The sequence below is a fragment of the Micromonospora lupini genome, assembly GCF_026342015.1.
In the GTDB taxonomy this organism is placed as follows: domain Bacteria; phylum Actinomycetota; class Actinomycetes; order Mycobacteriales; family Micromonosporaceae; genus Micromonospora; species Micromonospora lupini_B.
In genome coordinates, this window is the sequence record NZ_JAPENL010000002.1 from 2,018,633 (window position 1) to 2,038,570 (window position 19,938).

Annotated in this window: 17 protein-coding genes; 12 read left to right on the top strand and 5 right to left on the bottom strand. The window is 72.2% G+C overall.

The genetic code is table 11. The features are described from left to right. The 5 genes from OOJ91_RS24245 (at position 1) to OOJ91_RS24265 (ending at position 6,765) form a co-directional block, all read left to right on the top strand. Complete coding sequence (locus tag OOJ91_RS24245) at positions 1-918, top strand: carbohydrate ABC transporter permease (RefSeq protein WP_266248441.1); 918 nt, start codon at positions 1-3, stop codon at positions 916-918. Then, entirely contained in the window at positions 918-1,739 is an 822-nt protein-coding gene (locus tag OOJ91_RS24250) for a carbohydrate ABC transporter permease (RefSeq protein WP_266248443.1), read from the top strand. The genes OOJ91_RS24245 and OOJ91_RS24250 overlap by 1 nt, the downstream gene beginning before the upstream one ends. Beyond that, positions 1,736-3,823, top strand: coding sequence for an alpha-galactosidase (locus tag OOJ91_RS24255; protein WP_266248445.1), 2,088 nt, complete (start codon positions 1,736-1,738; stop codon positions 3,821-3,823). Before OOJ91_RS24250 ends, OOJ91_RS24255 begins: the two co-directional genes overlap by 4 nt. Before the next feature lie 46 nt (positions 3,824-3,869). Next, positions 3,870-6,098: a glycoside hydrolase family 27 protein gene (locus OOJ91_RS24260; RefSeq protein WP_266248446.1), complete on the top strand. Its 2,229-nt coding sequence runs from the start codon at positions 3,870-3,872 to the stop codon at positions 6,096-6,098. 136 nt (positions 6,099-6,234) lie between these two features. Then, positions 6,235-6,765, top strand: coding sequence for a GNAT family N-acetyltransferase (locus tag OOJ91_RS24265; RefSeq protein ID WP_266248448.1), 531 nt, complete (start codon positions 6,235-6,237; stop codon positions 6,763-6,765). A 604-nt stretch (positions 6,766-7,369) separates the two neighbouring features. On the opposite strand, the gene OOJ91_RS24270 is transcribed toward OOJ91_RS24265, so the two are convergent. After that, positions 7,370-8,620: an HNH endonuclease signature motif containing protein gene (locus OOJ91_RS24270; protein ID WP_266248449.1), complete on the bottom strand. Its 1,251-nt coding sequence runs from the start codon at positions 8,618-8,620 to the stop codon at positions 7,370-7,372. Positions 8,621-9,006: 386 nt separating this feature from the next. Continuing rightward, on the bottom strand, positions 9,007-9,486 hold the full coding sequence (locus OOJ91_RS24275) for a winged helix-turn-helix transcriptional regulator (protein ID WP_266248450.1): 480 nt from the start codon (positions 9,484-9,486) through the stop codon (positions 9,007-9,009). 106 nt (positions 9,487-9,592) lie between these two features. Between OOJ91_RS24275 and OOJ91_RS24280 the strand changes: the two genes are divergently transcribed. Continuing rightward, positions 9,593-11,161, top strand: a complete 1,569-nt coding sequence (locus OOJ91_RS24280) for an MFS transporter (protein ID WP_266248451.1) — start codon at positions 9,593-9,595, stop codon at positions 11,159-11,161. Between the two features lie 225 nt (positions 11,162-11,386). On the opposite strand, the gene OOJ91_RS24285 is transcribed toward OOJ91_RS24280, so the two are convergent. Further along, a complete protein-coding gene (locus tag OOJ91_RS24285; protein WP_266248453.1) occupies positions 11,387-12,253 on the bottom strand; it encodes an oxidoreductase in 867 nt (288 codons plus the stop codon). 156 nt (positions 12,254-12,409) lie between these two features. Between OOJ91_RS24285 and OOJ91_RS24290 the strand changes: the two genes are divergently transcribed. The 3 genes from OOJ91_RS24290 (at position 12,410) to OOJ91_RS24300 (ending at position 15,014) form a co-directional block, all read left to right on the top strand. Continuing rightward, the gene (locus tag OOJ91_RS24290; protein ID WP_266248455.1) at positions 12,410-13,291 is read left to right on the top strand and encodes a helix-turn-helix domain-containing protein; all 882 of its coding nucleotides are present in this window, start codon (positions 12,410-12,412) and stop codon (positions 13,289-13,291) included. A gap of 53 nt (positions 13,292-13,344) precedes the next feature. Further along, positions 13,345-13,887, top strand: coding sequence for a TetR/AcrR family transcriptional regulator (locus tag OOJ91_RS24295; protein ID WP_266248456.1), 543 nt, complete (start codon positions 13,345-13,347; stop codon positions 13,885-13,887). A gap of 95 nt (positions 13,888-13,982) precedes the next feature. Continuing rightward, on the top strand, positions 13,983-15,014 hold the full coding sequence (locus tag OOJ91_RS24300; protein WP_266248458.1) for a medium chain dehydrogenase/reductase family protein: 1,032 nt from the start codon (positions 13,983-13,985) through the stop codon (positions 15,012-15,014). 7 nt (positions 15,015-15,021) lie between these two features. On the opposite strand, the gene OOJ91_RS24305 is transcribed toward OOJ91_RS24300, so the two are convergent. After that, positions 15,022-16,197: a low temperature requirement protein A gene (locus tag OOJ91_RS24305; RefSeq protein WP_266248459.1), complete on the bottom strand. Its 1,176-nt coding sequence runs from the start codon at positions 16,195-16,197 to the stop codon at positions 15,022-15,024. 275 nt (positions 16,198-16,472) lie between these two features. Continuing rightward, on the bottom strand, positions 16,473-16,754 hold the full coding sequence (locus tag OOJ91_RS24310) for a LapA family protein (RefSeq protein ID WP_266248460.1): 282 nt from the start codon (positions 16,752-16,754) through the stop codon (positions 16,473-16,475). A 677-nt stretch (positions 16,755-17,431) separates the two neighbouring features. Between OOJ91_RS24310 and OOJ91_RS24315 the strand changes: the two genes are divergently transcribed. From OOJ91_RS24315 to OOJ91_RS24325, 3 genes are all read left to right on the top strand, one after another. Then, a complete protein-coding gene (locus tag OOJ91_RS24315) occupies positions 17,432-17,605 on the top strand; it encodes a hypothetical protein (protein WP_266248461.1) in 174 nt (57 codons plus the stop codon). Then, complete coding sequence (locus OOJ91_RS24320) at positions 17,602-18,657, top strand: glycosyltransferase family 4 protein (RefSeq protein ID WP_266248463.1); 1,056 nt, start codon at positions 17,602-17,604, stop codon at positions 18,655-18,657. Before OOJ91_RS24315 ends, OOJ91_RS24320 begins: the two co-directional genes overlap by 4 nt. Before the next feature lie 130 nt (positions 18,658-18,787). Then, on the top strand, positions 18,788-19,924 hold the full coding sequence (locus tag OOJ91_RS24325; RefSeq protein WP_266248465.1) for a glycosyltransferase: 1,137 nt from the start codon (positions 18,788-18,790) through the stop codon (positions 19,922-19,924). Positions 19,925-19,938: the final 14 nt, after the last annotated feature.

Below are 19,938 nucleotides of genomic sequence, written 5' to 3' on the forward strand. Positions count from 1 at the left end.
GTGACAGCGACGATCTCCACGACTTCGGTCACCCCCATCCGGCGGCGGCGACGGTCGGCCCGACTGTCGCCGCTGCTGGTGGCGTTCGTCCTGGTGCCGTTCGCGGTCGAGAGCGTCTGGGTGTTCTGGCCCGCACTCCAGGGCTTCTGGTTCTCGCTCACCCGCTGGGACGGGATGTCGCCGCCGGCCTTCGTCGGCACCGACAACTACGTCGAGCTGGCCGGTGACGCCACCTTCCGGGGCGCGCTCGTCAACACGGTGATCTGGCTGGTGCTCTTCGGCGGCCTCTCCGTGCTGGGCGGCTTCGGCATGGCGCTGGTCCTGCAGAAGGAGCGGCGCGGGGTCGGCTTCTACCGGGCCGCCCTGTTCACCCCTGTGGTGTTCTCGCTTGTGGTGACCGCGCTGGTCTGGCGCGTCTTCTACCAGCCCGACGGCGTCGCCGACACGATCCTGCGGGCCGTCGGGCTGGAGAGCCTGATCCGGCCCTGGCTCGCCGACCCGCAGACCGCCCTGTACGCGGTGATCCTGCCCGCCCTGTGGCGGCAGATCGGGTACGTCATGGTGCTGTTCCTGGCCGGCCTGAAGGCGATCGACCCGGCCCTGCACGAGGCGGCCCGGATGGACGGCGCCAACTCCTGGCAGCGGCTGCGGCACGTGACGATTCCCCAGCTCAAGGGCGTCAACGCGGTGGTGCTCTCGGTCATCGTGATCGACTCGCTGCGCTCCTTCGACATCGTCTGGTCGCTGACCAGGGGCGGCCCGTACCACTCGTCGGAGCTGCTGAGCACCTACATGTACTCGACCGCGTTCCAGAGCCTGCGGCTTGGCTACGCCTCCGCAATCGCCGTCGTGATCTTCGTGCTCGCGCTTGCGGTCATCCTCGGCTACCTGGTCCGCGCGTTCCGGGAGGAAGCGTGATGAACAAGCTCCGTACCGGGGCCTTCCACACCTGCATGATCCTGCTGTCGCTGCTCTGGCTGGGTCCGGTGCTCTGGGTCGTGGTGATGTCCACCCGGTCGTTCGACGACATCGCCGCGCACGGGGTGGGCAGCCTGCCCCGGTCGTTCACCCTGGACACGTACCGGCAGGCGTGGACCGACGGCGGCGAGCTGCGGGCGCTGATCAACAGCATGGTGGTGACAGTGCCGTCAGTGGTGCTGAGCCTCGGGCTCGCGGCGATGGCCGCGTTCGCGCTGAGCCGTTTCCGGATACCCGGCCGGCGGACGATCCTGCTGTTGATGCTCGCCGGCAACCTGCTCCCACCACAGATCCTGCTCATTCCGGTGGCCAAGTTCAGCGAGCTGACCGGCCTGTACGACTCGCTCTGGGCGCTGATCGCGGTGCAGGTCGGCTTCGGGCTCGGCTTCTACACGTTCGTCCTGCACGGGTTCATGCGGGACCTGCCGGGCGAGATCCAGGAGGCGGCCACGATCGACGGCGCCGGCACCGCGCAGATCTTCACAAAGGTGATGCTGCCGCTGACCCGACCCGCGCTGGCAGCCCTCGGCGCGCTCTCCTTCACGTGGATCTTCAACGACCTGCTGTGGGCGATCACAGTGCTGCGGACCGACGACAACATGCCTGTCACCCCGGCGCTGCTCGCTCTGCAGGGGCAGTTCGTCTCGTCCTGGAACGTCATCGCCGCCGGCACGGTCATCGCGGCCGTTCCCACAGTCGCGGTGTTCCTGCGCTTCCAGCGGCACTTCGTCTCCGGCCTGGCGCTCGGAGCGGTCAAGTGACCGCCGCCACCGGGCAGCGCTGGACGCTGCGCGGCGCGCACACCGAGTACGCCGTCACCGTGCCCGCGCACGGGCGTTGGCTGGAACTTGTCGCGTGGGGGCCGCACGGTGTCTCCGACGGGCCGTCGCCTGTCGCCTACGACGGCCCGGTGCCGTTCCTCACCGCCGGGGACGCCGCCCCCATCGAGTACGCCACCGACGCCGACCGCCCGTTCACGGGCGCCGACCTGGTCATCGAGACCGCGGACGGAAAGCGCCGGGTGGGCTTCGTGCACACCGACGCGCGGATCGACGCCGACCAGCGGGAGCTGGCCGTCGACTTCGCCGACCAGGTGACCGGGTTGCGCGCCACAGTGCACTACCGGATGCCCGAGGGCACCGACGTGGTGCAGCGCTGGGTCGAGCTGAGCAACGACGGCACCGACCCCCTGCGAGTGGTCCGGGCCGGATCCGGCGGGTTCTGCGTACCGACGCCGCACGGCGCGCTGCTCAGCCACCAGTGGGGGCAGTGGTCGCAGGAGTTCCAGCTCTCGCACGTCGAGCTGGGCCACGGCACGTTCGGCATCGGCAGCTCCCAGGGCGTACCCGGGCATCTGCACGTGCCCTGGCTGGCTGTCCGGGACACCGCCGAACCGGCGGGCCCGGCCTGGGGGATGGCGCTGGCGTGGACCGGCTCGTGGGAGATCAGCGCCGAGCGGGACACCGGCGGCCTGACCCGGGTACGGGCCGGCCGCCACCTGGTCGACGGCCCGCTCGAGCTGGCCGCCGGCGAGCGGCTGAGCCTGCCGGTGGTCACCGGCGCGTACAGCCCGGACGGCCTGGACGGGCTGGCCCGGGTCTGGCACACCCACCAGAGGCTGCTGGCCGGAGAGCGGATCACCCCGCGCCCGGTGCTCTACAACTCGTGGGAGGCCACCTACTTCGCCGTCGAGGCGGAGAGTCAGCTGGCGCTCGCCCGGATCGCCGCCGAGCTGGGCGTGGAGACGTTCGTGGTGGACGACGGCTGGTTCGTCGGCCGCGACGACGACACGGCAGGCCTGGGCGACTGGACGCCCGACCCGGCCAAGTTCCCCGCCGGCTTCGACGCGTTCATCGCCGAGGTCCGCGCGCTCGGGCTGAACTTCGGGCTCTGGGTGGAGCCGGAATGCGTCAACCCGAAGTCGACCCTGTACGCCGAGCACCCGGACTGGGTGTACGCCGTCGACGGCCGACCGCTCACCCCGGTCCGCAACCAGTACCTCCTCGACCTGGGCCGACCCGAGGTCGCCGAGTTCGTCCACTCCACGGTTGACGGTCTGCTGCGCCGGTACGACATCGACTACCTGAAGTGGGACTTCAACCGACCGCGTACCGAGCCTGGTCGTCCCGGCGGGGTGGGCCCGCTCGACCTGGACGGCGCGCACGTCGCCAACCTGCACCGGATCTACGAGCGGCTGCGCCGGGACCACCCCGACGTGCTGATCGAGGCGTGCGCCGGCGGCGGCGGGCGGACCGACCTGGCGATGGCGGCCCGCGCCGACGTCTTCTGGCCCAGCGACAACACAGGCCCGCTGGACCGGTTGGCCATCCAGTACGGCTTCCTGCACGCCAACGCCCCGCACCTGCTCAGCTCCTGGGTCACCGACGCGCCCGGCCTGTTCGATCCCCGCCCGCGAACGCTCGCGTTCCGGTTCGTGCTGGCGATGGCCGGTGTGCTCGGCATCGGCGCGGACATCCGGGCGTGGACCCCCGCCGAGCGGGCCGAGGCTGCCGACTGGATCGCCCGCCACAAGGAGATCCGCGACGTCGTCACGCGCGGCGAGGTGCACCTCATAGGTGGCCCCGACCAGGCCCGCTGCGCGGTGCAGTACACCGCGCCGGATGAGCGTCGGGTGGTCGTGCTGGCGTGGCACACAGGCCGGCTCGACGGCGCCGGCCTGCTTCCGTCGCGCCCGGTGCGGCTGCCGCTGCGCGGCCTCGACCCGGCGGCCCGTTACTCCGACGGCGAGCGGCACTACTCGGGCAGCCACCTCGGCGCGGTCGGCCTGCCCGTGCAGTGGAGCGCGACCCACGACGCCGACCTCATCGTGTTGACCCGCGACTGAGGCCGGAGCACCACCACCCCCACCCCCGAGGGACAGGAGTACCTCCATGCGCCTGAACCGACAGCTGACCGCTGCCCTGGCCGTGCTCGGCCTGGGCCTGGCCAGCCCCACGCCAGCCATGGCCGGCCCCCCGCAGGCCGGCTCCCCGCAGGCCGGCCTGCCGCAGCCCGGTCACGGTCCCGGTCGTCCCGGTCACACGCCGGCCAGTGCCGGAGCCGAGGACCAGGGCGCGCCCACGTTCTTCGACAGTGGGCTCGCCCCGACGCCCTACCAGGGCTGGAACACCTACTTCGGCCTCGGTGGCGACCCCACCGAGGCCGAAGTACGGTCGGTCGCCGACTACATGGTCCACAGTGGCCTGCGCGACGCCGGCTACACGTACGTCTGGATCGACGGCAACTGGGCGGCACTCACCCCGCGCGACGAGGCTGGCAAGCTCGTCGCCGACCCCGCCCGCTTCCCCGGTGGGATGGCCGCGCTTGCCGCGTACATCCACAGCTTGGGGATGAAGGCCGGCATCTACACCGACGCCGGCCCGTACCTGCCGGGGCAGTGTGGGCTCGGCAGCAACGGCCACTACCAGGCCGACATCGCCCAGTTCGCCGGCTGGGGCTTCGACGCCCTCAAGGCCGACTGGCTGTGCGGCCGGGCCGCCGGCCTCGACCCGGAGGCCACGTTCCGCGAGCTGGCGCAGGCGGTACGCGAGTCGCCCCGGCCGATGCTGCTCAACATCTGCAACCCGGTCAGCTCGGACTGGGGTGGCGGCCCGTACACCCCGGAGCAGCTCTCCACCTGGAGCTACACGTACGCGCCGACCATCGCCGACTCGTGGCGGACGTACACCGACGTGGGGCTCACCGACCCGAGCCCGCAGTGGGCGTACCCGTGGGTGCTGCGCAACATGGACGTCAACGCGTACCACCCGGCGGCCACCGGGCCGGGGCACTACAACGACCCGGACTACCTGTTGCCGATGCGCCCGCTGCCCGACGGCGGGTACGAGCTGAGCCTGGACGAGTCCAAGACGCAGCTCGGCATGTGGGCCATCATGGCCGCGCCGCTGGTGATCGGCTCCGACCCGCGCGGCCTGCCGAGCGAGATGATCTCGGCGCTGACCAACCCGGAGATCGTCGCGGTGGACCAGGACCCGCTGGTCCGACAGGGCGTCAAGGTCACCGACACCGGCACCGACGCGCAGGTGTGGAGCAAGGTGCTCACCGGGCCCGGGAAGCGGGCGGTAGCGCTGCTCAACAGGCACGACACCGCCCAGCAGATCACCGTGACCTTCGCCGACGTCGCGCTCGGCGGATCGGTCCGCGTCCGCGACCTGTGGGCCCGCGCCGACGTGGACGCGCAGCCGAACACGCCGGGCGTCCAGCCGTTCACCGGCTCGTACACAGTCGAGGTCCCGGCGCACGGCGTGGCCATGCTCGGCCTCACCGGCACCGACCAGGTCGCCGGTGCCAACCTCGGTGGCACCGCAAGCGCCAGCCCCGCGCTGGTCCGGGTGGACGACACGCACGCCATGGCCTTCGTCCGCGACGCGCAGGGCGCGCTGGCGGTCAACACCCGCTCCGGTACGACGTGGGGGACCGTGTGGACCTCGCTCGGCGGCCCGGTCGGCGGTCGGATCCTCGGCCAGCCGGCCGCGTACGCCTCGCCGAACGGGCGGATCGACGTGTTCGTCCGTGGCACCGACAACGCGGCCTGGCAACGCAGCTACGTCGCCGGTAGGTGGGGACCGTGGCAGAGCCTCGGCGGCACGCTTACCGACGGCCCGACTGTGGCGTGGACCAGCCCGACGCAGTGGACGCTCGTCGTCCGTGGCGCTGACGGCAAGCTCTGGTCGCGTACCCCGACCAGCGGCTGGAGCGGCATCGGCGCTCCCGATGACCGGCCGGTCTACGGCCGGCCGAGCGCGGTCGTCGACGACGCCGGCGTGGTGCACGTCGCCGTGCGCGGCCGCACCGACGAGGTGTGGTGGCGCAGCCGGACCGGCACCACCTGGTCGGCCTGGACCAACCTCGGCGGCACCACGAGCGGCAGCCCGACGCTGCTCGCCACCGCCGGGCGGGTCTACCTGTTCGCGCTGGCCGCCGACAACCGGCTGTGGCAGCGCAACCTGACCGACGGGGCGTGGGGCGGCTGGTTCCGTCGCGGCGAGTTCGCCACCGACGCGTTCCGGGGCGCCCCGGGGGCCGCCGCGGGCGCCAACGGCAGCGCCTGGCTGGCCGTGCGCGGCGCGGACGACCGGGTACACCAGATCGTCCTCTGATCCGGAGGTGGCGGGCCGCCGACCGGCGGCCCGCCACCCAGAGACGGCCGGCAATCGGCCCGCAATCGGCCCCCGGCCCGCCCGACGCTCGGCCAGCGGCGTCAGCCTCAGCCTCAGCCTCGATTAGAGTTCCGCCATGGACGACGCCTCCCGTGGCATACGTATCAGACCCGGTGGCCCGGCAGACGCACCCGCCGTACTGAACATGCTCGACTCGGCGGTGATCTGGATGAACGCTCGCGGCAATACCGAGCAGTGGGGCACGACGCCGTTCTCGGAGAAGCCCGGCGGGGTCGAGATGGTCGATCGGTACCTGACGGAGAACCTTCCATACATCGCGGAGCTGGACGGCGTGCCGGCCGCAGCCCTGGTGTTGGACTCCGGGCCCAATCCGCAGGCACCGATCGCGCCCGCGGAAGAGCCCGAGCGGTACGTCCGCCTGCTGGTTTCCGACCGACGATTCGCCGGTCGACACCTCGGGTCGGCCCTGCTGGCACAAGCCGTGAAGGAGACCCGGCGAGCCGGCGTGCGGCTGCTACGGGTCGACTGCTGGGCGGGCGGCGGCGGCGAGTTGGTCGCCTTCTACGAGCGTCACGGGTTCACGGCCACCGAAACCTTCCAGGCTGGAGCCTGGCCGGGGCAGGTGCTGGCCCAGCGCCTCGGCTGACCGGCACGCTCCCGCCGCACCCTCGGACAGCTCCGATGCTGGTTCCACGGCGTGGATCCGGGGACGCGGCCTACGGTCTGCGCCAGGTGGGTCCCGGGTCTGCGGTCGGTGGGTCTGCGGGTTGCGCTCGCTGGGTCTGCGGGTTGCGCTCGCTGGTTCCCGGGTCTGCGCTCAGTGGGCTGCGGGGCATGCGCTCTGGGTCTGTGGTCCACCCGGGTGGGTCGGGGGCCTCCGGTTGGTGGGTCCCGGGTCTGTGCTTGGGGGTGCGGGGTGTGCGTGTGGGTCTGGGTTTGCGCCTGGTGGGTCGGGGCCTCCGGTTGGTGGGTTCCGGGTCTGTGCTCGGTGGGGTGCGGAGTGTGCGTGTGGGTCTGCGGTTTGCGCCTGGTGGGTCGGGGGCCTCCGCTTGGTGGGTCCCGGGTCTGCGCTCGGTGGGGTCCGGGGCATGGGCGCGGTGGGTCCCGGGTTGCGCTCGGTGGGTCGGCGAGCACCCTGAACGCGACGCAGGCGTGCGGTCTGCGCTCGTCGGTCCGGTCGCATCTGCTGTTTTCTCGTGAGTGCGCACCGGGAACGCTGCGAGCAGCAGGAAGGTGGCGGGACGCCGGGGCTACGTGCGGCGGTGGTATTGGTTGCGGCGGGGGAGTTGGTCGGGGTCGAGCCAGGCGGGTGGGGTGAACTCGGGGCGGCTGTCGCCGGCCAATCGGACGGTCCAGTCGCCGTGGTGGATGTGCCGGTGGTGATGGCCGCAGAGCAGAACGGCGTTCGCGAGGCTGGTGCCGCCGCCGTCGGCCCAGTGGTGGATGTGATGGGCGTCGCACCAGCGTGGTGGGCGGTCGCAGCCGGGGAAGGCGCACCCACCGTCACGGAGGACGAGTGCCCGGCGGAGTGCGCCGGTGACGAGCCGACGTTGACGGCCGAGGTCGAGGACCTGGCCGCCGCCGCCGAGGACGGCGGGCAGGATGGCGGCGTCGCAGGCGAGCCGGCGGACCGATTCCGGGGTCAGCCCGAGGCCGGTGTCCAGTGTGCCCGCGTCGAGTTGTCCCACGAGGCCGTCGAAGCTGGTGGTGACGACAAGCTGAGCGACCTCGCCGCCGTGTTCCGGTAGTTCGCCGGTGCGCAGCGTGAGCCGGCACAGGTCAGCGAGCGCATCGTGTCGGCGTTGCCCGGGAGAGCGCTGATCATCGGGACCTGACGGCGCGGTCAGGGGGTCGATGGCGGCGCGCAGCAGGCCGGCGGTTTCGGTGTCGAGGGTGCCGGTGAGTCGGAGGCGGCCGTCGGTGAGCGTGGAGAGAGTGACGTGGCGGTCGCGGGCGGCTCGGCGCGCCTCAGCCTCTAGCGCGGCCTTCGCGGCGGCGTCGGCCACCTCCGGTGCGACGTGGTCGAGGATTCGCATGCTCAGCTTGCGGAGCAGGGTCGGGTCGAACTGCCCGGCCCATTCCACGAGCACACCCACCGCCTTGTCGGCGACCGTCGTGCCGGCGGTGCTCCGCACGGCGTCGACGGTGTCGGCGATGACCCGGGCCTGATCGAGCGTGATGTCGGCATCGGCCAATGCCTGTCGTACCCCTGGATTCCCGGTGTCGAGCGCCGCGGCGAGGTCGACGAGGCGACGGGCGGTGGGGACGGTGAGGCGCAGTCGTTCGCGGAGCCACACCGCCGTGGAGGACGCTCCCTGCGCGGCGGGTGTGCCCCGGCCGTCCAGCTCGCGGATCAGCGAGAGTTTGACGGCGGCGAGGCGTTGCTCGATGCGGTGCGCCGCATCGAGCGCGGCAACGAGGTCGTCCGTGGGGAGGGCCCAGATGTCGGTGTCGGCGCAGGCCACCACGGCGCTCTCGGCCTGCGTCAACTCCTCCACCATGACCCGAGAATAGAACAGGTGTACGACATTTTCGGCTACCAAGATCCATCGATCTTCCGCCACTGGCCCGCCTGCGGCGTCCGGCTCGCCCGGAGCCGCAGCCTGCCCGCCGCGCCTGGTCTGCCCGGCCTGCCCGTCCGGTCTGCCCGCCGCGCCTGGTCTGCCCGGCCTGCCCGTCCGGTCTGCCCGCCGCGCCTGGTCTGCCCGGCCTGCCCGTCCGGTCTGCCCGTCCGGTCTGCCCGTCCGGTCTGCCCGTCCGGCCTGCTCGCCGCGCCCGGCCTGCCTGCAGCCGCTGGCCTGCCTGCAGTCGTCGGACCGTCGTGAGCTGCCGGACCATCCGGACCGCCGGGGGGCGGCAGCCCGGTTGCGGTCGGCCGGTCCGGGTGTCAGTTGCGGCGGATCAGGCCCGGTCCGGCGGTGATGTCGATGTCGCCGCTCTCGACGTCGTGTCCGGCTGCGCAGCGGAGCACCGCACGGACTGGTTCGCCGCAGTCGTGGTGGGTGGCGAGGATGCCGGGGCCGGCTTCGTCGGCGCTCCAGGTGTCGCCCCAGTTGCGCAGCGCGGTGATGACCGGCAGCAGTTCGTGACCCTTGCGGGTGAGTTGGTACTCGTGGCGGGTGCGTTGTCCCGGCTCCCGGTACGGGATCCGTTCGAGCAGGCCGGCGGCGACCATGTCCTTGAGGCGGGCCGCCATGGCGGGCTCGCCGACGCCGACCCGGTGGACGAAGTCGTCGAAACGACGCGTGCCGAGCAGTGCCTCGCGCAGGATCAGAATCGTCGAACGGCTGCCCACGATGTCCATGGCCCGTGCGACGGAACAGTTCTCCATCGACCAGGAGTCGCGGTCGTCCCGTAGGTCCTCCATGTCACCGAGCCTACCTGACTTGCGCCGAGGCTAGCCAGGTGATTGACTGGGGCACTGCTGACTTTTGCCAAGGCAAGCCAGTAGGACTCCAACCCGAGGACGCCTTGTGACCACCAGCAGCACGGCCCCGACCGGGCCGGCCAGCAGCACGGCCCCGACCGGGCCGGCCGTCGCCACCCGTACGTCCGTTCGCGGCTCTCGGCCGGTGACCCTGATCGCCATGTGTCTGGGCGCGATGATCACCTTCCTGCAGATCACTGCGACGGTCTCCGCCCTGACCACCATCCAGGCCGACCTTCGGGTCGACCCGACCACGGTGATCTGGATCCCCAGCGCCTACACCCTCGTCGTGGCGAGTCTGGTGCTGTCCGCCGCGACCCTGGGCAACCGGTACGGCCGCAGGAGCATGTTCGGTGCCGGCGTCGTCGCGATGATCGTCGGCGGCGCCGTAGTGGCCAGCGCCCCCACCGTGGCGTGGGTGATCGTCGGTCAGCTGGTCGCGGGCCTCGGCGGCGCCATGATCCTGCCGAACAGCCTGGCGATCCTCGGTGCCACGTTCACCGACCCGCACCGCCGGACCGAGGTCATCACCGCCTGGTCGGCCGCCTCCGGCATCGGGCTGGCGATCGGCCCGCTCATCGCAGGCGCGCTGCTGCGTCACCATTCGTGGCACAGCGTCTACCTGTCGGTGATCGTGCTGGGTGTGGTCACCCTCGTTGTCGCCGCGATCGGGGTGGCCGAGTCGCGGCCCAGCGCCGGACGACTCGACCTGCCCGGTCTGCTGCTCGGCACCGTCGCCATCGCCGCCGCCGTCTACGCCATGATCCAGGGCGGACGCGACGGCTACGCCAGCCCCGTCGTGGGGACCGCCTGGGTCGTCTCGGCCGTCGCGCTGGTCACGTTCGTCCTGGTCGAGCTGCGGACCAGCACACCGATGCTTGACGTACGGCTGTTCCGCTCGGCGTCGTTCAGCGCCGTCATGGTCGTCGCCGCGGTGTCGCTGTTCGGCTTCACCGGCGTGGCGATCCTGCTTGTCCTCTTCCACGAGCGTGCCCAGGCGCTCAGCCCGCTGGACACCGGCTGGCGGATGCTTGTGCTCTTCGGCGCGTACGTGCTCGTGGCCTTCGCCGCCGGCCGGACCATCCGGCGCACCGGGTTCAAGGCGCCACTCACCCTGGGTCTGGTCCTCGGCGCGGCGGCCAGTTTCGGGCTGGCGGCGCAGGGGCCGACCACGACGTTCGAGCACCGCTGGGCGTTGTTCGTGTTGTTCGGCGCCGCCAGCGGGCTGGTGGTGGCCCCGGCCACGGCGGCGGCGCTGGCCAGCGTGGCGCCTGCCCAGGCTGGCATGGCGTCCGGCGCTGTCAACGCCTCCCGTCAGGTCGGCTCGGTGCTGGGCTCGTCCCTGCTGGGCACGCTGCTCACCACCACGATGGTGGCCGACCTGCCCGACCGCCTCGCCGCGCACCAGGTCGGCGAGCCCACCCGTACCGCCGTGCAGGCGGCGGTGGCCGCCGGCGCGACAGGCGACCAGCCGCTGCCCGATCCGGTCCGGGCGGCGCTCGCCGAGGCGATGACCTCCGGAGTCCAGGCCGGTCTGCGGATCAGCGGCATCGTCTTCCTGGTCACGGCCGTGCTCGCGCTCACCCTCATCCGCAACCGCCCGCACCAGCGCTAGGCCGGCCCGGCGACGGCCTCAAGAACCGGGCCAGCACCGGGACCAGGGCCGACCCGGCGACGGCCCCGAGCCACGTCAGCACCGGGACCAGGGCCGTCCCGGCGACGGCCCCAAGAACCGGGCCAGCACCGGGACCAGGGCCGTCGCCACCGGGACCAGGGCCGAGCCGGCACGGGGTGGCACCCGCGCACGGCCCTGGGCCGCCCCAGCGCCAGCGGGCCGCGGTCAGGCGCCGATGGTGTCCAACTCCGCGATCGCGTCGGCCGGCAGCGTCAGGTCGGCCGCGGCGAGGTTCTCCCGCAGGTGTGCCAGCGTGGACGTGCCCGGGATCAGCGCGGTGGTGGGGGAGCGTTGCAGCAGCCAGGCCAGGGCGACCTGCTGTGGCGAGGCGCCAACCCGGGTGGCCACATCGTTGAGGATGTCGGACTGCAACGGCGTGAATCCGCCGAGCGGGAAGAACGCCGCGAACGCGATGTTCTCCGCCGCGCACCGGTCCACCAGGGCGTCGTCCTGTCGGTTCGCGAGGTTGTAGAGGTTCTGCACCGTGACCACCGGGGCGATGGCCTGGGCCTCGGTGAGCTGGTCGAGCGTGACGTTGCTGAGCCCGAGGTGCCGGATCAGCCCCTCCTGCCGCAACTCGGCGAGGGCGCCGAACTGCTCGGACAGGGGATCGTCGCCGGTGCCCTCCGCCACGCCGACCCGCAGGTTGACCACGTCGAGGACGTCCAGGCCGAGGTGTTGGAGGTTGTCCCGGACCTGGGCCTTCAGCTCCTCAGGCGCCAGCGCCGGGATCCAGGAGCGGTCGGTGCCGCGCCGCGCGCCGACCTTGGTGACCAGGTGCAGATCCTCGGGGTACGGGTGCAGGGCCTCGCGGATCAGCTCGTTCACCACCACCGGGCCGTAGAAGTCGCTCGTGTCGATGTGTCGGACGCCCCGGTCGACGGCCTCGCGCAGCACGGCGAGGGCCTGCGTGCGGTCGCGCGGCGGGCCGTAGACACCGGGGCCGGCGAGCTGCATCGCCCCGTAGCCCATCCGGCTCAGGGTGAGGCCATCGGCGGGGGTCAGGGAGCCGCCGGGAAGGTTGTCGCTCATGTCTTATCTCTATCCGTTGTCGTGGTGGATATGCGAGCGGTCCGAAGATCGGCCTGTGACGACTGTCCGTCGGCATCCGTCCGGCCGGCAGGGCGGGGTGTTCCTGGTAGTGACACAGCCAGTCACCGGGCCGCGGGGCGATCTACCGTCAGTGGCATGGACGCCACCAACCAGCTCGGCGAGTTTCTGCGTGCCCGGCGGGAACAGATCCGGCCCGAGGACGTCGGTCTCGGCCCGGGCGTCGGTCTGCGCCGGGTGCCTGGCCTGCGCCGGGAGGAGGTGGCGATGCTCGCCGGCATCAGCGCCGACTACTACCTGCGGTTGGAGCAGGGCCGTGAGCGACACCCGTCGGTACAGGTCCTCGACGCGCTCGCCGGGGTGTTGCGGCTGGACCCGGAGGCCACCGCGTACATGATCGGGTTGACGCGCCCGCGGTCGCGCCGGGCGGTCCGGCCGGCCGTCGAGCGGGTGCCGGCAAGTGTCCTGCACCTGGTGCGGGAGCTCCCGATGCCGGCCTTCGTGCAGAACCGCTATCTCGACATCCTGGCGTCGAACCGGATGGCGAGGGCGCTGTCGCCGAACCTCGCGCCGGGGGCCAACCGGCTCCGCGCGGTGTTCCTGGACGCGGCGGAGCGGGAGTTGTTCCGGGACTGGCGGCAGGCGATGCAGAGTGTGGTGGGGCAGATGCGCGCCGACTCGGCCGAGGACGCCGACGACCCGCGACTGACGGCGCTGGTGGGGGAGTTGTCGCTCAAGAGCGACTGTTTCCGCCAGTTGTGGGCCCGGCACGAGGTGCGGCGGCGCGAGGGTGTGGTGAGCCGGCTGCACCACCCCGAGGTGGGCGATCTCGACCTGTACTGCGACAAGCTCACCGTCGCCGGCGCCGAGGGGCAGCTCCTGGTGATCTACCACGCCGAGCCCGGTACGGAGTCGGCACGGTCGTTGGCGCTGCTCGGCTCGATCGCGGCCAGCACGCCGGACGGCGGCGCGGACAGCCTCCGGGCCGGCGATCCGGCACGCCTGTATCCCTTGGAGTGAGTGCCGCGCCCGCGGGGTTGACGGAAGATGTTTGTGAGTGCACACTTACAAACATGCGATCCACCGCCGAGGCCCGCCGGGCCACCGTTCTGAACGCCGCCGTGTCGGCGTTCGCGCGCACCGGCTTCCACGCCACCCCGGTCACCGCCGTGGCGGCCGCCGCCGGCATCTCCGAGGCGTACGTCTTCCGGCTCTTCGCCGGAAAGCTCGGGCTGTTCGTGGCGGCCGCCGGGACGTGCTTCGAGCGGATAGTCGTGGCGCTCGAGGCCGGGGCGGAGCGTGCCGGCGACGCGGGGCCGGAGGAGGTCCTGGAGGCGATGGGCGACGCCTACGCCGAGCTGATCGCCGACCGAGACCTCCTGCTGTTCCAGGTGCAGGCGCAGGCCGTCACGGACGTCCCCGAGATCGCCGAGGCGGTGCGGGCCGGCTACAAGCGGGTCGCCACCTTCGTGCGGAGTCGGTCCGGCGCCAGCGACGCGCAGGTGCAGCAGTTCTTCGCGTACGGCCAGCTCTGCCACCTGATCGTGACCGCCGGCCTGGAGCAGGTGCCCGAGCCGTGGGCTCGTGCGCTGACCGCGGGCATCCGCCACCCCTGATCCCGACGTCCGCACCACCGGGCCGCTCCCTGGCGGCCCACTTTTTCCGCCAAGCATGTGTGTGAGTGCACACTTACAAACAGAAGGAGAACACTGTGACGACCGACAGGATGATCACCGAAGTGGTACTGCCCGGCGTGGTGGAGCCGGACGGGCTCCAGATCAACAGCCGCGCCATGCCCGTACCCGCCGCGGGGCAGGCGCTCGTCGAGGTCGAGGCCACCGGCATCTCGTTCGCCGAGCAGAGCATGCGCCGCGACCTCTACCCCGGCCAGCCGAAGTTTCCGTTCGTGCCCGGCTACGACCTCGTCGGCACCGTCCGAACGGTGGGCCCGGGAGGCGACGGCTCGCTTGTCGGCACCCGGGTCGCGGCGGTCACCAAGACCGGCGCCTGGGCCACGCACGCCGTGGTGGACGTCGACGACCTCACCCCGGTGCCGCCCGACGTGGACCCGGCCGCGGCCGAGACCGTCGTCGTCAACGGGGTGACCGCCTGGCAGATGCTGCACGGCGCCCGCCTGCGGGCCGGACAGACGATCCTCGTGCACGGCGCGAACGGCGGCGTCGGAACCGTGCTCGTCCAACTCGGACGCCACCTGGGGCTGCGGGTCATCGGCACCGCCGCGGCCCGGCACCACGCGGCGCTGCGCGAACTCGGCGTCGAACCGCTTGACTACCGCGACCCGGACCTGGCCGCACGCGTGCGCGAACTGTCGCCCGCGGGCGTCGACGCCGTCTTCGACCCGGTCGCCGGCCCGGGCGTACGCACCTCGTTCCGGCTGCTCGCCCCCGGTGGGAAGCTGGTCGTCTACGGCAACGCCTCCGCCCTGGGCTCCGCACGCTCGATCGTCTGGGTCTTCGTGAAGCTGCTGGCCCGCCTCTACACCTGGAACGCCCTGCCGAACGGCCACCGGGCCGGGTTCTACAACTTCTGGGCCGGCAGCCTGACCCGCCGCGCGGCGTTCCGGCGGCGGCTGCGTACCGACCTCGGCATCGTGCTCGACCTGCTCCGCCAGGGCGTGATCGTCCCGCAGATCGCCGCCCGTTACCCGCTCACCGAGGTCTCCGCCGCGCTGGCCTTCGCCGAGGCCCGCAGCCGTCCGGGCAAGGTCGTGCTGGAGCCCTGACCGTCCCTCACGTCGAGGGCGCGGGCGCCTCCGGCGGGTGGCCGCGGGCACGGATGCCGTCCGCGACAGCGACCCCGGCCAGGACGAGGGCGGCGACGAGGCCGGACACCAGCGCGGGCGCACGCACCAGAGCGGGGCCCGCGAGCACCAGCACGATCAGCGCGACCGACCGGGACGGTGAAACCCGGCTGAACACCTCGTACTCGAATCGGGCGCGACCGGCCAGGAACAGCGCGGGTCCGCCGAGGAGGACACCTGCCAGCCAGGGCGTGGTGGACGCGGTGGGGTGGGCGATGACGACTTCGAAGCCGGTCGCCGTCGGGACCACTCCGGCCACCATGAGCAGATGGGTGTTGGGGGCCGACCGTACGAATCCGCCGGGGTCCCGCGAGGACTCGATAGCGGCCTGTAGCAGGGCCCCGGCACGGTGGACGTAGATCTGCCACAACAGCACGGTGGCGGCGAAGGCCACGACGAGCGCCACCGTACGGATCGCCGTCACACCGTTGTCGGCGTAGGTCAACGTGGTGACGAGGACGAGGTCACCCAGGGCGAGGGTGAAGAACTGCTGGTAGCGCTCCGCCAGATGGTCGGCTGCCACCGAGTACTGGAGCATGGGTAGTCGGCCGAGTCGCGGCGTCGGGTATCGGAGCCAGGCTGACCCGTAGTCGACAGCGAGCGCCACAGCCCACAGCAGGGCTCGCGCCGGGCCCGCCACGAGACCGCCGGCCAGCCAGGGCACGGCGGACACGACGGACCAGAAGATGAGCCGGTTGGCGGGCGCGGCGCGACCGTGCAGCGCGGCGACGAGAAGGACGCCACGTCCCACCTGGACGGCCACGTATGCGCCCGCGAAGAGCAGAGCGTGCTCGGTGAAGGCGCCGGGCAGTGAGCCAGCCAGCAGGATGGTCCCGAGCATGACCCAGAGCGTCGTGAGGAAGACGGGAGGTCTCTGCGCATGGGAGAGTTCGGTTGCCAGCGCGGTCGCCGACCAGATCCACCAGATCGCCATCAGCACCAACGCGGTCTGCGCGATCCCGACCCAGTCGAGACGCTGCGCCAGAGTGCGGGAGGTCAGGGCGAGCGCGGCGACGAAGACCAGATCGAGAAAGAGTTCCAGCAGGGTCGCCCGCTGAGGCCCCTCGTCCCTGCGGGTCAGGCCCACCGCTCGGTCGGTAGTCATCAGGTGCCCGTCTGGTGGCTTCGGGACCTTGATGCTAGTGAGGTATCACCGTCAGTTCCGGCAAAGCCGCAGGTCAGACCCTATCGGTCGGCGGGGTCAACGTGGCTGCGCAGGGCGCCGCTGCTACCGCCCTCGTTGTCCCAGACCGCGTACTGACAGGCGGTAGCCGCCGACGGGCCCGGACGCGGCGCGGCGCGGCGGTCAGGACGCGGGCCCAGGGGCGGTCGGGGTCGGGACGGAGATCGGGCGGCCTGTCGCGCGATGGTGGGCATGACTCAGCCGTCCTGGCGCGGCGTCGGCGGAGCCGGGGCGACGCCGGTCCTCGACAGGGGAACGGAACCGGACGAGGGCCAACCGGGCGGGGGTGCCGAGGAACGGCGATCGCGCAGCCGGAGCTGGAGGATCCGGGCAGTGCCGGGTAGGGCCACGAGGAGGACGCCGATCACGGCCGCCAGCAGCAGCGCCACGCCGGTGGGCAGGGCCGAGTGCGCCCCGAGGAAGGACACCTCGGTCTGCTGCCCGTTCTGCAGTACGAAGATCAGAAGCAGCAGGAGCATGACCGCGAAAACCACTGCGACGATCCACAGATCCCCGATCCGCGATCGCTTCACCGCCAGTCGGACGGGGGCCGGGCGAGAATCGGTGGGGCCCTCGTGACCGTTGATGGTGGCGGGTTGGATGGGTCTGTTCGGGGGTGCGGTCACGACGATCCGCCGCCTTCCGATGGGTGCCCGGCACGGCTGACTGCCAGCGTGCGGGCTGGGGGCGGGCCGTCGACAGACCGTCGCGGCCCGGCGAGCCGGTGCGGGGGAAGGGGCCGGCCAGCGGTGCCACGCGAAGTCGGCGACCGGGTCGAATGGGTGTGCGGCGGCGAGTACTTCGAGCGTACGCCGTCGTGACCGACTCCACCGTTCAGGCGACCGCCGACTGGTTGGCGCGGCCGGTGCGCGTGCAGCCGCCCAGGCCGGGGCGTAGGCTGGGCATGTCGCCCGGGGCCCCCGGTGGCCGCCGGATGTCGCCGCCACCAGCCCGTCAGGGGCGTTATCGATCGACATCGCCCCCGCTGCGGCGTGCTGATCGTTCTGGTCGTTCTCGACCACGGCCCGCCAGTCGGATTCACCGGTCACCGCACATTCGGTTCCCCGGTGACGGCAGCGAATGGCATCCCACCCGCGCTTTCACACCGCCGTCCAGGAGCGTCGCCGGTCCGGACGGCTCAACAAGGGAGCACCAGATGAGGATCGCCAAGCACAGGATCGTCAGCGCGCTACGTGATCGAGGCCAGCAGGCCCGGGCCGACTGGGTCGAGCGTGAGCTGCCGGAGCGAGTGGACCCGGCCAAGAACTCCGGGCTGCTCGCCACCCTGCACCTCGACCCGGCCGACCTCGCCGACGCGCCGTCGCCGTGAGGGTTGCGCTCCTCGGCCCAGTCGCCTGGCGTACGCCCCCGCACCACTACGGCCCCTGGGAGCAGGTGACCGGCCTGCTCGCCGAGGGGTTGGTCAGCCGAGGCGTGGACGTGACGCTCTTCGCGACGCTGGACTCCGTCACCTCCGCCCGGCTCGACGGCGTCACCCCCCGGGGGTACGCGGACGACCCGACCGTGGACGGCCGGGTGTGGGAGGCGATGCACGTCTCCCACGCGTTCGCCCGCTCGGCGGAGTTCGACCTGGTGCACAGTCACCTCGACTGGCTGCCGCTGGCGTTCGCGGAGCACTGCCACGCTCCACTGCTCACCACAGTGCACGGCTTCTCCGGGGCCGGGATCCTGCCCGCCTACGCCCGAGCACGCTCGTCGTACGTGTCGATCTCCGACGCCGACCGGGCGCCTGCGCTCGACTACGTCGCCACGGTCCACCACGGCGTCGACGTCGGCGGGCTGCCGTTCACGGGCGACGCCGGCCCGGGACTGGCCGCGTTCGGCCGCATCCACCCCGACAAGGGCACCCACACCGCGATCGAGATCGCCCGCCGCGCCGGCCGACCCCTGACCATCTGCGGCATCGTGCAGGACGAGCGGTACTTCGCCGAGCAGGTGGCCCCGCACATCGACGGGGACCAGGTCGTCTTCCTCGGGTCGGTCGGCCCGCGCCGACGCGCCGAGGTGCTGGGCGCCAGCACCGCCCTGCTGCACCCGATCGCGTTCGACGAACCGTTCGGCCTGTCGGTGGTGGAGTCGATGGTCTGCGGCACGCCTGTCGTCGCGTACGCGCGGGGGTCCATGCCGGAGGTCGTCGACGACCGCGTCACCGGATGTCTCGTCCACACCGTCGAGCAGGCAGTCGACGCGGTGACAGTGGTCGCCGGCCTCGACCGGGCCGCCTGCCGGGAACGGGCCTTGCAACGCTTCGGCGCGGATCGAATGGTCAGCGACTATCTCGCCGTCTACGAGCGCCTCGTCGGCCGCGTCGCCGCACCCGTCGAGCGACAGGCCGTCCCCGACCAGGCGACAGTGCTCTGACACCCCACCCGTAGCTGATCACCCCCGAACACGTTCCGCCGGTCACACACGCTGACCGGCGTGCGCCCTCACCGCGTGAGGCGTGCCCCCGTACCACGGTGGCGGCCGACAACCGGAAGGCCCGACGTTCATGCTCAGCTACGGATTCCTCAGCACCCACCCGCCGACCCGGTGTGGACTTGCCACCTTCAACTCAGCCCTCGCCGCCCACCTCACCGCCGACGGCACGCGCGGTGGGATCGTGCGGGTCACCGACCACGGCGACGACCAGCGGCCCACCCCGGGGGTCGTGCACACCTGGTCGGCGCGGACGCCGGCCGGGTGGCGGGACGCCGCCGCCGCCCTGAACACCTTCGACGTGGCAATCGTCCAGCACGAGTACGGCATCTACCCGGGCGCCGACGGCGAGGACGTCCTGCCCTTGCTGCGCCGGCTCACCGTGCCGAGCATCGTGGTTCTGCACACGGTGCTGCGCGAACCCTCCGCCCGACAGAAGTCCCTGCTGGAGCGGATCGTCGCCGCCGCCGGGGCGGTCGTCACGATGACCGACACTGCCCGGGACCGCCTGCTCATCGGCTACGACGTGCCGGTGGAGAAGGTAACCGTCATCCCGCACGGCGCCGCCGAACTCGCCCGTGTGCCAGCCGACAGGCGTACCCGCCCGCACCTGCTCACCTGGGGGCTGATCGGCCCCGGCAAGGGCATCGAGTGGTCGCTGCGCGCCCTCGCCCGGTTGCAGGACCTGGATCCGACGCCCACCTACACGGTCGCCGGACGGACCCATCCGAAGGTGATCGAGCACCACGGCGAGACGTACCGGTCGGGTCTGCACCAGCTCGGCGCCCAGCTCGGGATCGCGCACGCCGTGGACTACCAGGACGTCTACCACGACCAGGACGATCTGGGCCGCCTGATCCGCTCCGCCGACGTGGTCGTGCTGCCGTACGACTCCCGTGAACAGGTCACCTCGGGCGTGCTCATCGAGGCGGTGGCCGCCGGAGTGCCAGTCGTGGCCACGGCGTTCCCGCACGCCGTCGAGCTGCTCACCGGCGGGCCTGGTCTGGTCGTACCCCATCAGAACCCGGCGGCGCTGGCCCTGGCGGTCCGGCGGATCCTGACCGAGCCGGGCCTCGCGACCCGGCTGGCCGGCCGGGTCCGGCCGCTGGCCGCGGATCTGCGCTGGCCGGCGGTGGCGGCCCGCTACGGCATGCTCGCCGAGCGGCTCACCGACGTACGCCCGTCCGTGGTCAGCGTGGCGTCGGCGTGACCGCGACCGCCGAC